This is a genomic window from Natrialba chahannaoensis JCM 10990 (assembly GCF_000337135.1).
Classification (GTDB): domain Archaea; phylum Halobacteriota; class Halobacteria; order Halobacteriales; family Natrialbaceae; genus Natrialba; species Natrialba chahannaoensis.
On record NZ_AOIN01000036.1, the window covers coordinates 15,341 to 28,865 of the forward strand.

Consider the following 13,525-nt stretch of genomic DNA (forward strand, 5'->3'; position numbering starts at 1 on the left):
GTATTCTCGTTACCACAGATCGGGTAGTACACGAACCCATCTCGGTCGATCAGTAACCGAGAGGATAACCGCACCGTCTGACCGAGCGACGAGATCGTACTGCTCCTCGCCAACGACGAGTTCGTGTCCGGCGATCGAACCAGGCTGGACGACGAGTTCCTCAGTCGATTTGTTAACCGGGAGGACGAATCCATTCTCGGTCGTTTTGATGGTTGAATCGGTCGGCAAGCCAGCTCCGTGAGAGTGAAACACTGTCCGCACCATTCGAAGAGATGTCCCATCAACGGTGTACACGTCCTGTATAGGGGTCTTTTCGACGCTATGGGTGTACTCCAGAGAGACGGTGGTACCGTCTTCGACCGACTCCTCGATGATCGTTTCGCCGGTTTCGGCGTCGCTGACGATGAGCGTTCGGGTGTCGGCATCCGAGTTCAGCCCGGACCCTACTCCTGCCATCGAGACAACCATGATTGCTGTTGCTGCGACGAGGAAAAGAACGCCGATTGTGGTGAGTGTGCGTCGACGAGTCGTTCGGGCCACTGTATCGTTCTGGCTGTGCGCTATCGTATGCGCGGTAGTCGTTCGACTTCGTTATTCGAAGTACGCGGCTGCACCTGGGTGCAGATCGATCGGCATCCCATCCTGTGCCGACTCGATGTCGATGAATTCTTCTTTCCGCGAGATCTGATCGAGGTTCTCGAAGATCGTCTCGGTGACCGTTTCGACGACCTCCTCGTCCTGGTCTGCGTGCGTCGCGATCATCGCCTGAACCGACACAGTCTCGACGTCGTCACCGATGCCGTCGTACGTTCCGCCGGGGATAGTGTCCTCAGCGAACCACTCGGCCTCCGCCATAACATCCTCGCGTGTTTCGCTCGCGATTTCGACGAGCGAGATGTCCTCACTCGAGTCCAAGTTCTGGATCGATCCGACCGGCCATCCGCCGACGACGAACGCCGCATCGACATCGCCGTCGCGAATCTGGTCAGCGGCTGTCCCGAAGTCGGTGTTTTGCTCGGTGAAGTCATCTTCCTCGATCCCAGCGGTTTCGAGGATCTGCAGGGCGTTGACCTGCGTGCCGCTGCCCGCGTCGCCGGTGTTTATCGTCTGGCCGTCGAGATCGCCGATGGTCTCGATCCCTGAGCCGGCCTGAGTGATGACGTGAATCGTCTCCGGATACAGCGTCGCGACGCCCCGGAGAGTGGTAATCTCGTTGCCCTCGAGTTGGTCGATTCCGGTCCCGTTGTAGGCGAAGTGGGCGATGTCGTTCTGAATGAGTGCGAAGTCGGCGTCCCCGCTCCCGAGACTGCCGACGTTCTCGAGGCTCGCACCGGTTGTCTGGACCTGCAGGGAATACTCTGTTTCCTCGTCGACGATCGATTTGAAGTCACCAGAGAGTGGGTAGTAGGTTCCACTCTCCCCGCCGGCGTGCCAGGAAAGTTGACTCTCGTCCTCGTCCCCGAGACAACCGGCTAACCCGGTAATTCCAGCAACCCCGCTTGCTACGACGAACTCGCGCCGGTTTAAATCTCGTACCATAACGCTGAGTTACCCAACGTTTTCTAATATAGGCTTCGAAACTATTTACTATTTCATTCAGAAGAGTTTTTATTTTGACAATATCCACTAGTCGACACCACTGGTTATTGGCACTAGTTTTACCGTCTGATCGAACTGTCACCCATTATTCCCACACCACATTCCGGAACACAAACGTCTTTCACCGTTCACTCGGTGACAGCGCATATGAACACCATTACAGCGACCGACTTCTACAACCTGCGGCAGGTTTCGGACCCACAGCTCTCGCCAGGCGGCGAGCGTGTCGCATACGTCGAACAGCTCCCCGAAGACGAGGAGTCCTCCGAGGCGTCCATCCACGTCGTCCCCGTCGGCGGTGACGAGCCCACACAGCTCACCATCAACGAGGGCGTCGACAGCCAGCCCCGCTGGAGCCCCGACGGCGACCGCCTCGCGTTCGCCAGCACCCGTGGCGAGGACGACGACCGTCAACAAATCTGGGTGCTCCCTACAACGGCCGGTGGTGAAGCCCGCAAACTCACGTCCGTTGTCGGCGGCATCACCGGCCTTGAGTGGAGTCCCGACGGCAGCCGTCTCCTGTTCACCCAACAGGTCACCGCCGACGACCGCGAGGAAGGGCGCGACCTCGCCGTCGACCCCGAATACGAGCCCGAGACACCCGATCCGCGCGTTATCGACCGCATGATCTACCGCGCCAGCACGGAGTACATGGACGGCCGGCGGAGTCACGCCTACGTCCTCGATATCGAGGCTGCACTCGAGTCCGATCCATCTGACCCGGCGGAGACGGACGTGATCGAACGGCTCACTGACGGTGACGAGGACCACAGTGGGGCGACCTGGGGCGACGACGAGACGGTCTACTATGCGGTCAAGCGTGCCGAAGAAGGTGCCAATCCTGACGACTCGCTCACGTATGACCTGTACGAGCACGACCTCGAGCACGACGAGGCCACGGCCTTTACGCAGACGACGGGCTGGGTGACGGAACTGGAGGCGACGACGGATGGTCGGGTCGCCGTCGAATTCACGCCCGAAAAGCAGTCTTCGATGCGACAGACCGACGTTCGTGTGCACGACCGCGAGACTGGCACGGAGACGACGCCGACAGCGTCGATCGATCGGACGATTGGCCATCGGTGTGACTTCACGTGGGCACCCGACGGCGAGTCACTGTACTTTACGACGCCAGACGAGGGATCGCGAGTGCTCTGGTCGGTCGACGTTCCAACGACCATCGACAGCGGCGAGGAAGCCATCGAGGAGCCGACCCGCGTCTACGGCGATGGCGTCACCGTCGCGGATTTCTCGGTCGGCGACAACGCCGTCGCGCTCGTCCAGAGCGAGTGGGACCACCCCGGCGATGTCTTTGTGACGACCCGCGGCGGAAACGAGACACATCGACTGACGCGGGTCAACGGCGACCTCCTTTCGGATCGGGCGGTGCGCCAGCCGGAGGAGATTTGGTTCGAAAGCGGTGACGCCGGTACTGAGGATGGCGACGGCGAGCGCGACCAGATCCAGGGCTGGTTGCTGACTCCACCCGAGTTCGACGCCGATGCTGCGGGCGGCCCGGACGAAACCTACCCGCTCGTCGTCGAAATCCACGGCGGCCCGCACGCCCAGTGGACGACTGCGGGGACGATGTGGCATGAGTTCCAGACGCTTGCAGCGCAGGGCTACGTCGTCTTCTGGTGTAACCCGCGTGGCTCGACGGGGTACGGCGAGGAGCACGCGATGGCGATCGAACGCGACTGGGGAGACGTGACGCTCACAGACGTGCTCGCGGGCGTCGACGAGGTCTGTGAGCGTGAGTTCGTCGATGAGGACGAACTGTTCGTCACCGGTGGGAGCTTCGGCGGATTCATGACCGCGTGGGCGGTCACCCAGACGGACCGCTTCACGGCTGCGGTCTCTCAGCGGGGCGTCTACGACCTTACCAGTTTCTACGGCTCGACGGACGCGTTCAAGCTCATCGAGGGCGACTTCGACACGACGCCCTGGGAAGAACCCGAATTCCTCTGGGAGCAGTCGCCCACCGCACACGTGCCAAACGTCGAGACACCGACGCTCGTGCTCCACTCCGACCGAGATTACCGCACGCCCGTGAACACCGCCGAACTGTTCTACCTCGGCCTGAAGAAACACGGCGTCGACACCCGTCTCGTCCGGTATCCGCGTGAGGGACACGAACTCTCTCGCTCGGGTGAGCCCGCACACGTCGTCGACCGACTCGAGCGCATCGTCCGCTGGTTTGACGGCTACGCTGACTCCCGCGAGGTCGCGCCGGCACTCGAACGCGACCGTGGTGCGGGACTCTCAAGCGCCGACGACGAGTGACACGGATCGTCTGCAACTCGAGTGTGGAGGCCACCAATAAGTGAGCTTGCTGCCGTCGGCTCAGACGACCGCTTCTCCAGGTTGAGGATTGACGTAGTTCGAGTACATCTCGAAGAGGTTGTACCAGCGGGCGTCGCGGAGCTTCCCGAAGGCGGTTGCTTCCATCCCGATTGTATCAATATGATGTGCTGGCTGCCAGATAGTCGTCGCAGCAGAACTGGAAAGTATCTCAGCACCGATCAAGCGAACGCATCAGATTTGGTTTTGTGGAACTCTGGATAGAAATCGACATAGTCGTAGCCTCGCGCAGCCATGAATCGACCTAGACCGATGACACAGAACTCTTCCGGTGGATGAACACCCATTTCAACGAATGAATCTCGGATCTGGCAGCGCAGATAGTGATCCATGAAGGACTTGAAGTATTCCAAGTCCTGTGGATCAATCGGTAACAGTTCAATAACCGTGTCTGGCTCGCGAGCTGCTGGGGCCAGATGATCATCTGCAGCCACCAGATTACTGCCACTTGGGTACTTCACGTAGAGTTCCGAGGTGTCGTCAATATACGCTGCGTCACTGAGATCGACGTCCTCGTCGATAGCACGGGCAGTGAACTCGCCAGCAAACTCGCCCCAGGCATCTAACTCGCGGCCAGAGACATCGGTGAGATCGATCTCGGCCGCATCCTTCGTCACGTCTAGATTGTGTTTCCGTGCAAGTTCCGTTCCAAGATCAGTCTCCAGCGGATCGACACCGAGATAGACATTTTTGCTGTATATCGTCGGATCGGTCGCTTCTGCTGGGGGTGTCATCGCTGGTTTGGTTCCCGCGCCATCTTCGTAGTCGAACTGCTGGTAGAGGTCGCCGAAATGCTTCTCGAATTCGGCGAGATCCATTTCGGTAATAGCCTGGCGAACAGCGTCTATTCGCACCGGGTTTTCCGGTGCTGGGACAGTGTCGTAACCCTCTTCGACGAAGACGTAATACCTAGCAAATTTCCGAGCCTGGAGTACACGCTCACCTTGTTCATCAGTACGTTGGGCTGGATCGTCTGGGTATCCGTCTTGTTGGTGACCTGTGATAGTACCATCTTTTTCCATTTCAATCACATGCTCTACGTCATCATTGTCCAACAAATTGACTCCAACGAGTCTGTCATTTTCTCCTGTAATGACGGCCTTCATTGTTTAGTCACCATCCCTGATTTGCCAACTCCATCAAGATCAGAGGAAGTCGAGGGGTCGACTTTCTTCAGTTTCTCAACCTCTTCCTTGAGCGATTCGTATTTCTGTTCGAGTTCCTGAACGGACTCAGTGTGCTTCTCTGGGAGCGTATAGTCAGTTAGTTGCTTGGCTGCATCACTGGCAGCCCCGCCGAGCAGTTCGCCACCGACTGTTTCTCCGAGTTTCGACCCGACAGCAACACCGGCGGCCGTCCCTGCTGGTCCAGCAAAGCTTCCGATAGCCCCGCCCAAGACGGCACCGAGGTTTGCACCGCCGACCATTCCGACGGCTTTTCCACCGGCACCGGCGAGGGAACCAATCGCACCTTTGGTTACTGCCTGGGAGAGATCACTCCCAACCTGCTTGGTCTTCTCCCACGCGTTGCTGAAGAATCCCCCATCATCCGTGGTCTGAGTGGATTTGCCGGCGATGTTTCCAGGCGTCTCACGCTCTGGGCCTGCCTCAAGCGGATCTTGCTCGGCCTGGTTCCTGACAACACTTTCGTAGTGGTTCTGGACGATTTCGTACACCTCGTCTTTGGTGACGTATTCCGACTCGCCTTTCGCCGACCGTTGAATGTGCACGTCTGTCCCCATCCGGTTGACGACCAGTGGCTCGTCACCAGCCAACGCCTGCGCGGCCGCCTCGTCGGCTTCACGCTCTAACTGTGGGTCGGGATCGATCTCGAGGTTGGCACACCCCTGAGACATCATAACCGGAACTCATTATCAGTTTTGAAGGCTTCCACAAGCACGTGAACGCAGTTACTGAATGACCGCGTTGTGATCGCCATCACGCAGGTGTAGTTGTGGGTACAGGTCGTAGTGGTCGTATCGACGGGCATAAATGAACTTCCCGAAACCGACCACTTTGTAAGGGTCGGGAGGAACCAGGCCCATCCCGACAAAGCAGTCACGGACCTGACACCTAAGATGATGATCGAGATACTGGCGGAACTCCGAAAGCGAACCGGGTTCGGCAGGCAACAGTTCTAGGCGGGTGTCGGGTTCGCGATTTAGAGGCTGGTCTGTCCATTCGACCTCGTGTTCGCCCCGCTCGTTCGGGAACCCAACATGGATTCCTGAGACAGCACTGATTTCGAGTTTGAGGTCGTCGTCAGCTAGGTCCGTTAGGTGATCACCAAACCCTCTCCACTCATCAAGGGTCTCGTCATCAAGGGCTTCTGCAGTGGTCATTGCTGAGCCTTCGTCGTAATCTAATCCATGTGCGTCTGCAAGCGATCTGGCCTGATCTGTGAGACCGCTCGCTTCGATATCGACACCGAGGTAGATGTCGAGTTTGTATACGACTGCATCCGGCCTTTGGACATCAGCAGGGAGATCAATCGGTCTACCGATGTCTTCGTGATGGCTGCGCAACTGGGTGTGAAGCGCTCCGAAGAAGTCTTCGAACGCCCGGTCAGAAAGAGTGTTAAGCGCTCGTCGAACAGCATCGATATAGTCCGGGTTCTCGATGTGATCGATGGTATTGTAGCCACGTTCTTGATAAATGTAATTCTTAGCAAACCGCCGAGTTTGGTTTACGTTCTCATTTTCCTCTTCTGTTCTATTGACAGCCTTGTTCGCGTATCCATCTTGAGAGTGTCCCTGAATCTCTCCTTTGAACCCAATCGCAACAGTATGCTCTATACCATTGTTATCGATTACACGGACACCCATACCTCGATCATCCTCGCCTATGATTTTTCCTTCCATAGTACTTTAATCGAACCGTGTACTGGCGGTATCTTTCCCTTCTTTAAGTTCCTTGTACATCCCTTGCATCTCCTGGTACATTTGCTCAAGTTGAGCAGGTTTGCTTTCAGGAGCGTTGTCTGCAAGGACGTCGATCCCTTCTTTGGTCAGGTCACTTGCAGCGCCTGACACGGCGGCACCAACCGCGGCCCCAACTACTGTTCCCAAACCAGGGACGACCGATCCAGCCGCTGCACCGATGGCTGCACCAGCACCTGCCCCAGCAAGCGAGCCATAGATCCCTTTTGTAGCTGCTTTTGCCCAATCTCCCTCTTTCGCGGCACCAGGTTTCGCTTCTGTCAACGTTTTCATCACGTGCTCCTGATTCTGTTTGAGTTGTTCGACCTCCTTGGCTAAAACTTCTGGATCAGCCGAAACCGAGTGTTCACTAGATTCCTCGTTCTTTCCAAGTAATCCACCAGCTGGGGCCACCGGCATGATACCACCGAACCGTTGCACGTGCACGTCGGTTTCCAACCGGTTAACAACCAGCAGCTCTTCACCCTGCAAGGCGGCTTCGGCTGCCTCATCAGCCTCACGTTCCAACTGCGGGTCCGGATCGATCTCGAGATCAGCGCCCTCCTGGGGCATCATGCTGACCGTCGCGCCACCATTTTGCTGTTTAACGTGCGCGAGTTCGTGGGCCAGCAGGAACTGCCCCTCCGAACTCTCTGGGTCGTACTCGCCGGAATTGAAGACGACATCGTTCCCACAAGTAAAGGCCTTCGCGTCGATCGCGTCGGCCGCCTCCGCTGCTTTCGCACCCGTGTGAATGCGCACGTTCGAAAAGTCAGTGTCCATGCGNGTAAAGGCCTTCGCGTCGATCGCGTCGGCCGCCTCCGCTGCTTTCGCACCCGTGTGAATGCGCACGTTCGAAAAGTCAGTGTCCATGCGCTCCTCGAGTGCCCGTTGAATAGGCTGGTCGAGGGGCTTCCCGCTGCCACTACTGAGTACGTCCAAGACGGTGTCGGGGATGTCCGAAGGCCTAGTGCCGGTGCCCTCGATCGCGCGCTGGATGTGCTGTTGTTCCTCGGAGCCGTAGCCGCGACTCGAGAGTGGCCGCCGGCTCGCGCGCGGAATCGTCGAGTCTACTGGGAGATCGGCCAGATCAACGGGCGAGCCCAGTTCCGGATAGGCGCTCTGGGCGACTGACCCGGCGGCGACCGTCNTCGTCGAGTCTACTGGGAGATCGGCCAGATCAACGGGCGAGCCCAGTTCCGGATAGGCGCTCTGGGCGACTGACCCGGCGGCGACCGTCCGTGACGACGTTCGCTGGATCGAGGACTGTGACTGACGATGCGATTGTGTTTGTTTCGACTCGCTGGCCGTTCGCGTCGACTCGTCGGCCGTCTGGCTCGAGTCCGTCTGCTTTTGATCCCGATGCTGGGGAGACGCCATGGTTAGGTCTTCCTCCGGTCGGAAAGCCTGCGATGTGCCGTCCAACCCGACCACGTTCCGTTCATTGGTCGGTAATTGTTCCTATAGGGTAATAATAATTTCTCCTTTTGATGGAAGATACGGTTGACTGGGTGTGTTCCCCGGCTGCACTGTTCCCTCCTGAACAAGATCACGAAAAGACGAAAAACCGAATAAGTTCAGTAACGAAAAATGTTAGTTACAATAGTTTGTAACGAATCACATGTACGACCATTTCGCCGATCGACTTCAGGCCGAGTTCGATCGGCTCCTTTTTGCTCTCGAGTCAATCATCACCCACGGAATCGAGACTGACGACTCGTCGTTCGAGCTGGTCGCCGAGCGGAGCAATGAATCGCTCTCGACGCCCGGCTTCGAACTGCAGTCGCTCGGATCGAAGATTCGAGCACTTAACGGCGAGACGGAGCACAGCGACGACGACGAACGCGGGCTGGCAATCGGGGAGGCTGATCGAACGGACCTTGAGGCGTATACAGCTGAGCTAGAGTCGAACATTCAGCAGGCCCGTGAGCAGGGCGTCGATCTTCGACTCGACCGACTGGTATCCGCGTTCGATCTCTCGCGGACCCACCTCGACGCATTCTTGCTCGCGCTTGGTCCCGTTCTCGATCGGAGTGTCAGCGTTGCGTACGGACGCATTCGCGGAACCGGACAACCACAGTTACCGACGGTCGACCTTCTCGAGGACCTGCTCGTCGTCCTCCACGGGAGTACTGACAACGACGATTCGGAGCCGCCCGGCGAGGTGCTGGCCTCTCCCTCTCCGCTGTTTGAGTACGGACTCCTCGAACGCCAACACAGGAGCGAGAACGTGTCGCCGGTCTACGACACCGTCACCGTCGACGAACGCATTGTCCAGTTCCTCAAAGGCGACGATAGTCTCGATCCAATTCTCTCTGAGAGAGTGTCGATCGAGCACCATGACCGCACTCTTTCGGATCTCGTCTTCGACGACGAAACTACGGCACCCCTCGAGGCGATCGAACAACGTACGAACGCCACTGACGTGCCCTCCATCTACTACTTCTCGGGCGAGGACGGCACCGGAAAGAACTCCCTTCCGGGGGCATTTTCCGACCCTGAGACACCGGTCTTGCGTGCCGATGCCACAGTCCTCGAGGACACTGATCTGACTACCCACCTGATCCGCGAAGCCGCCCTTCAGGAAGCAGCAATCCACCTCGAGGGCCTCGAGTCAGTCACGGGCGACGAAGAGGGACCGACGATCGACGAGGAAGACGGCACTCTCGAGATCACGACTGCCGAGGATCGGCCGTCGGTCGATACAATCGTCGAACGGCTAGACGATGCTCCCGGCGATGTCTTCCTCTCACACACCGATGAATGGAAACCCGACATCGACCTTGAGGCCCACGGTGTCGAGACTGCACACTGCCCGTTTCCCGAGTATGACACCCGCCTGGCGATCTGGGAAGAGTACCGGACGGAATTCGCTGAGGACTCCCTTCTCGAGAACGTTGCGACGAACTTCCGGCTCGCACAGCGAGATATTCGTCGCGCAGTCAAAACGGCACGGTACCTGTGCCGAACGGATGCAGCTACCGAGGACCTCAAAAACGTCGCTGTTCCTGACACGGACCACGAGGAGATCAGCACTGTCTTCGCGCCCGTCGATGACGCACTCGAGCGCGAGCACTGTTATGAAGCGTGCAAACGCTACTCGGCGAGCAACCTCGAGGCGCTGGCAGAACCAATGGAAACAGGATACACCTTCGAGGATATCTACCTCAACGACAAACCGAAGACACACCTCCGGGAACTGTGTGGACACCTCCAGTACCGCGGGCAGGTCACGAGCGAGTGGGGCTTCGGCGAACCCGGTGATCGGGGCGACGGTGTCGTCGCGATGTTCTACGGCCCACCCGGCACAGGGAAGACGATGGCTGCCGAGATCATCGCCAACGAGACCGGCCTCGATCTCTACCGCGTCGATCTTTCCCAGATCGTCAACAAGTACATCGGCGAAACTGAGAGTCGGTTGGCGGCGCTGCTCGAGGAGGCCGAACGCTCGAACGCCATCCTGCTGTTCGACGAGGCTGACTCGCTGTTCGGCGAGCGGACCGATGTCGGCGATTCGACCGACCGCTATGCGAACAACGTGACGAACTTCCTGCTGCAGCGTCTCGAATCGTTCGACGGCATCGCGTTGCTGACAACGAACAAACGCTCGGGGATCGATCCGGCGTTCAAACGCCGGATCGCCCATTCGATCCTGTTCGACGTGCCCCAAGAGCGCATTCGCCAGCGTATCTGGCAGGAGGTTTGGCCCGACGAGGCCACTGTTGACACCGACAACTTCGACTACGAATTCCTCGGCCGTATCGTTGTGACCCCAGCTATCGTTCGAAAGATCACGAAGTATGCCGCCTACATCGCCACCACTGAGGCTCACGACGGCCATCCGCTTGCGGACTCGTCGATCGATTTCGATGGCGTGACAATCACGTTTGATCACGTGCTCCTGGCGCTCCAGTACGCGACCGAAGCGGGCGGGGTCGCAATCGAACAGGACTTCCTCCAGTACGAGGACAAACTACGCAGCTACGAGAACCAGCGCGTCAGTCGGGAGTGGGAAGAAGAACTCAGTCGAAAGTACGGCAACGAAACCGACACCGACTCGAGTGGGCCTGAAGACGGATTGGATGGTGACTCGGATGCGGATGCCGGGCCCCTCGAATCGAACGCCGATACGCCGTCCAACAAACGGACCGCTTCGTCTACTAACCCAGACGACGGTCGATCCCCTGAAGCGGTCGTCTCCGAATTTGTCTCCCGATTGGCCGATGGTGACGATAGTGCCCACAGGTTCTATCATCCCCGGTCGATTGCAGATGAGTTTACCAGTAAAGAGCTCGCGATGCTGGAGCACGGTGAACTTGCGATCGGCAGCGATATCGAACGCGTTCGTGACGCCTCCGACAGGGTAGTGCTGGAGTTCGATCAAGAATTGAATACCGAGGATATCCCTGAACGGGTCGATGGGGTTCCGGCGAACGCGACGTACGAGTTACGCCCGGTGGAGGGAGAGGGCTGGCGCATCTTCTCGATTTCGGAGCGATAGTTTACTTTTTACTCCTTTCTAACACACCCGATCGAGTCCATCCGTCTCACGGACGTTCTCGAGCGATGACTCGACGGCGACTCGGAGCGTAACGTGTGCTCCCGTGGTGCCGCTGCCCTCGGGACCGTCGAATCCGAATTCTTCACCGGACTGCAGTCTGGCAGCCACCTCGTCGGTTTTCCGATTGAGTTGCGGACCCGTATCGATCTCGAGATCAGGGCCCTCTTGGGCATCATCGAGATCGGCGCGCCACCGTTCTGCTGTTGGACGTGGGCCAATTCGTGGGCCAGTAGGAACTGCCCCTCCGGACTCTCTGTCCACCTGACGTGACTCGAGGCAGTCACTGACCGCGAGGACGGCGCGTCACTCGAGTTCGACGGCGAGGACGACCTCGCGATGACTCCTGACACCACCCGCCTCGTCGACGAAATCGTCGAACGGCTGGACGACGCGCCAGGCGACGCCTTTCTTGGCCACACCGACGAGTGGAAACCCGATGTCGACCTCGAGACCCATCGCGTCGAGACTTCCCACTGTCCGTTCCCAGACTACGACACTCGAGTGGCTATCTGGGAGGACTACAGCGAGGAGATCACCGACGAGCACCTGGTCAGCAACGTCGCGACGAACTTCCGGCTCCCACAGCGGGACATTCGCCGCGCGGTCGAAACCGCCCGCTATCTCTGTCGGACGGGGGCTGATATCGACGACTTCGAGGAACTCGATGCGGGAGAAACGGTGGACGACTTCGCGGGCGAAACCGACGTCTTCGCGCCCGTCGATGGTAAACCTGAGCGCGAGCACTGTTATGAAGCGTGTAAACGGTACTCGGCGAGCAACTTCGAGGCGCTGGCCGAACTGATGACACTGAGAAAAAACCCGGTGATCAACAGCCACTCCCTGTCGACGATCCGTTACCGATTCTCGTCGATCACCTCCACCGCCACGTCGTCAGGTCCGGGTCCGATCACGAGGCGATAGCCTTCGTACTCGAAGCCAACGAGGGCGTTCCCGCCAGACTCGAGCACCGCAGCCAGTGCCTCTGGATCAACGACCTCGTACAGCGGTGGCAGGTCGGCCACGTCGAGGTCGTTACGGGCCGCGATACGAGTGAGTGCCGTGGAAATAGCGGGATGCATTGGTAGTCTCGAGATCAATGATTCGCGCGGCGAACGTCGACTCGCAGTCGGGACACGTGATCGCGCCCTGCGTCGGGTCCGCGCGGATGTCAGTACCGCAGTTACAGTGGATCGTCAGTTCACAGTGCATGTGTCGAGCTGATAGCGTGGCCCGACACGCAGCGAAGAACACTTCTGAGATGCTCCGAACGTATCTAAGACTCGTTCGGAAATACGTCGGCAGGTCTTTATTTCGCCACTGTCAATGGTAGAGTGCTCCCGCTACGCGGGGGCCGCGTGTGAGCCGGAGTCCACGCCTCCAAGCAGAGGACTCCGGCTCCCTTGCGCACTTTCGTGCGCGTCTGTTGGATACTCAAGCAATCGTAAAGAACGTTAGGATATTGACCGATTGGTGGCTTCTTACGCCGCCGAATGGGCGCGACTCTCGCTCGAGACTGACTCGCCAGTCGCCTCGAACAACCCCATCGAGAAACCGATCCGAAAGGACCGCAAGCTGGCCCAGTACGAGACCCGTGACGACGACTGAATCTTCACCAGCGAATGCCTGTTCAGCCGCCTCCGCAGCTTTCTCACCCGTGTGAATGCGCACGTTCGAGAAGTCGGCGTCCATCCGGGCTCTCAGCGNCAGCGAATGCCTGTTCAGCCGCCTCCGCAGCTTTCTCACCCGTGTGAATGCGCACGTTCGAGAAGTCGGCGTCCATCCGGGCTCTCAGCGTGCGCTTCCCAGGTTGCCAGCAGCAGTCAGTGGAAAGCGAACAGCCGGACATTATCGACTAACTGGACAAGGGTTTGAGACTATGATAGACTACGCTTCCGGTTTGACAGGCTCTCCGACGTGTTCGTAGGCGTCGTCGGGAGTGTGCTCTTCGAACCAGGTCGTAATCTCGGCGTCGGGGTTCCAGTACATTTCGTAGAAGTATCCAGTATTGTACCAGCCGACGGCGTCGGCGAGTCCTGGCCCTTTAATCCTGAACGGCTCTGGTGGCGCAATCCCCATCAAGATGTAAC

At 58.5% G+C, this 13,525-nt stretch carries 11 protein-coding genes and 3 pseudogenes; 4 read left to right on the plus strand and 10 right to left on the minus strand.

Translation table 11 applies throughout. The annotated features are described in order from the left end of the window. Nucleotides 1–9 precede the first annotated feature (9 nt). Nucleotides 10–540 carry a DUF1850 domain-containing protein gene (locus tag C482_RS05070; protein WP_006166401.1) on the minus strand — a complete coding sequence of 177 codons (531 nt, stop codon included), beginning with the start codon at nucleotides 538–540 and terminating at the stop codon, nucleotides 10–12. A 51-nt stretch (nucleotides 541–591) separates the two neighbouring features. Further along, entirely contained in the window at nucleotides 592–1,539 is a 948-nt protein-coding gene (locus tag C482_RS05075) for a TAXI family TRAP transporter solute-binding subunit (RefSeq protein WP_006166402.1), read from the minus strand. Between the two features lie 207 nt (nucleotides 1,540–1,746). Here C482_RS05075 and C482_RS05080 point away from each other — a divergent pair, with 207 nt between their 5' ends. Then, a complete protein-coding gene (locus C482_RS05080) occupies nucleotides 1,747–3,882 on the plus strand; it encodes a S9 family peptidase (protein WP_006166403.1) in 2,136 nt (711 codons plus the stop codon). A 239-nt stretch (nucleotides 3,883–4,121) separates the two neighbouring features. Here the strand turns inward: C482_RS05080 and C482_RS05085 are convergent, their stop codons facing one another. The 4 genes from C482_RS05085 to C482_RS05100 are packed head-to-tail and all read right to left on the minus strand — an operon-like array spanning nucleotide 4,122 to nucleotide 8,257. Further along, nucleotides 4,122–5,066, minus strand: a complete 945-nt coding sequence (locus C482_RS05085; RefSeq protein ID WP_049896495.1) for a hypothetical protein — start codon at nucleotides 5,064–5,066, stop codon at nucleotides 4,122–4,124. Continuing rightward, a complete protein-coding gene (locus C482_RS05090) occupies nucleotides 5,063–5,815 on the minus strand; it encodes a hypothetical protein (RefSeq protein WP_006166405.1) in 753 nt (250 codons plus the stop codon). Before C482_RS05090 ends, C482_RS05085 begins: the two co-directional genes overlap by 4 nt. Before the next feature lie 54 nt (nucleotides 5,816–5,869). After that, nucleotides 5,870–6,820, minus strand: coding sequence for a hypothetical protein (locus C482_RS05095; protein WP_006166406.1), 951 nt, complete (start codon nucleotides 6,818–6,820; stop codon nucleotides 5,870–5,872). A 6-nt stretch (nucleotides 6,821–6,826) separates the two neighbouring features. Further along, nucleotides 6,827–8,257, minus strand: coding sequence for an eCIS core domain-containing protein (locus C482_RS05100; protein ID WP_006166407.1), 1,431 nt, complete (start codon nucleotides 8,255–8,257; stop codon nucleotides 6,827–6,829). 241 nt (nucleotides 8,258–8,498) lie between these two features. Here C482_RS05100 and C482_RS05105 point away from each other — a divergent pair, with 241 nt between their 5' ends. Then, nucleotides 8,499–11,378, plus strand: coding sequence for an ATP-binding protein (locus C482_RS05105; protein WP_006166408.1), 2,880 nt, complete (start codon nucleotides 8,499–8,501; stop codon nucleotides 11,376–11,378). Between the two features lie 8 nt (nucleotides 11,379–11,386). Here C482_RS05105 and C482_RS22710 read toward each other — a convergent pair whose 3' ends face one another. Further along, nucleotides 11,387–11,791 carry an eCIS core domain-containing protein gene (locus C482_RS22710; RefSeq protein WP_394295532.1) on the minus strand — a complete coding sequence of 135 codons (405 nt, stop codon included), beginning with the start codon at nucleotides 11,789–11,791 and terminating at the stop codon, nucleotides 11,387–11,389. Between C482_RS22710 and C482_RS21615 the strand changes: the two are divergent. Continuing rightward, a pseudogene (locus C482_RS21615) lies at nucleotides 11,709–12,242 on the plus strand (ATP-binding protein); the annotation flags it as partial. The gene C482_RS22710 and the pseudogene C482_RS21615 overlap by 83 nt on opposite strands. A 50-nt stretch (nucleotides 12,243–12,292) precedes the next feature. On the opposite strand, the gene C482_RS05120 reads toward C482_RS21615, so the two are convergent. Then, entirely contained in the window at nucleotides 12,293–12,517 is a 225-nt protein-coding gene (locus C482_RS05120; RefSeq protein WP_049896497.1) for a HalOD1 output domain-containing protein, read from the minus strand. A 391-nt stretch (nucleotides 12,518–12,908) separates the two neighbouring features. Here C482_RS05120 and C482_RS22610 point away from each other — a divergent pair, with 391 nt between their 5' ends. Further along, complete coding sequence (locus C482_RS22610; protein ID WP_275039618.1) at nucleotides 12,909–13,043, plus strand: hypothetical protein; 135 nt, start codon at nucleotides 12,909–12,911, stop codon at nucleotides 13,041–13,043. 139 nt (nucleotides 13,044–13,182) lie between these two features. On the opposite strand, the pseudogene C482_RS22825 reads toward C482_RS22610, so the two are convergent. Both C482_RS22825 and C482_RS05130 read right to left on the minus strand, forming a co-directional pair. Next, nucleotides 13,183–13,284, minus strand: a pseudogene (locus C482_RS22825) (hypothetical protein); the annotation flags it as partial. A gap of 38 nt (nucleotides 13,285–13,322) precedes the next feature. Then, nucleotides 13,323–13,525, minus strand: a pseudogene (locus C482_RS05130) (hypothetical protein); the annotation flags it as partial.

Excerpts from the sequence above, each read along its gene's own strand:
- C482_RS05075 (WP_006166402.1), bottom strand. The coding sequence starts at position 1,539 with ATGGTACGAGATTTAAACCGGCGCGAGTTCGTCGTAGCAAGCGGGGTT.
- C482_RS05080 (WP_006166403.1), top strand. The coding sequence starts at position 1,747 with ATGAACACCATTACAGCGACCGACTTCTACAACCTGCGGCAGGTTTCG.
- C482_RS05085 (WP_049896495.1), bottom strand. The coding sequence starts at position 5,066 with ATGAAGGCCGTCATTACAGGAGAAAATGACAGACTCGTTGGAGTCAAT.
- C482_RS05090 (WP_006166405.1), bottom strand. The coding sequence starts at position 5,815 with ATGTCTCAGGGGTGTGCCAACCTCGAGATCGATCCCGACCCACAGTTA.
- C482_RS05095 (WP_006166406.1), bottom strand. The coding sequence starts at position 6,820 with ATGGAAGGAAAAATCATAGGCGAGGATGATCGAGGTATGGGTGTCCGT.
- C482_RS05105 (WP_006166408.1), top strand. The coding sequence starts at position 8,499 with ATGTACGACCATTTCGCCGATCGACTTCAGGCCGAGTTCGATCGGCTC.
- C482_RS05120 (WP_049896497.1), bottom strand. The coding sequence starts at position 12,517 with ATGCATCCCGCTATTTCCACGGCACTCACTCGTATCGCGGCCCGTAAC.